The sequence below is a fragment of the Streptomyces sp. P9(2023) genome (assembly GCF_032436795.1).
GTDB lineage: Bacteria > Actinomycetota > Actinomycetes > Streptomycetales > Streptomycetaceae > Streptomyces.
The window spans coordinates 1-322 of sequence record NZ_JAUPWM010000287.1; the positions used below are offsets into that span (position 1 = coordinate 1).

A 322-nucleotide genomic window follows, 5' to 3' on the forward strand; every position below is an offset into this window, starting at 1 on the left:
TGCACGTTTTGTTCATCCAAGTCTTACCACGATTCGTTATCCTATTGAGATGATGGCTGAACGCGCCGCTCACTTAGCTTTGGCATTATCACGTGATGACGTAATTGAAGAAGAAACGGCTTTATTCACCCCAACTCTCGTACGTAGAAACTCTGTCGAACGCCATTGATTAAATCAGAAGCACCATAGGATAATGGGGCTTCTGATTTAAAAACATTAGAGACAGCCCCGCCGTTTTAGCCAATAATTTTTAATTGCATCGACAAGAATTCAAATACTATTTAAAGCTCATACATAGACTGAACCTTACGCATTAAGTCCT

Annotated in this window: 1 protein-coding gene; it reads left to right on the plus strand. The window is 40.4% G+C overall.

The features are described 5' to 3' along the window. On the plus strand, nucleotides 1–169 hold a 169-nt coding region (locus Q5762_RS40170; protein ID WP_399495563.1), incomplete at its 5' end, for a substrate-binding domain-containing protein. Nucleotides 170–322 lie beyond the last annotated feature (153 nt).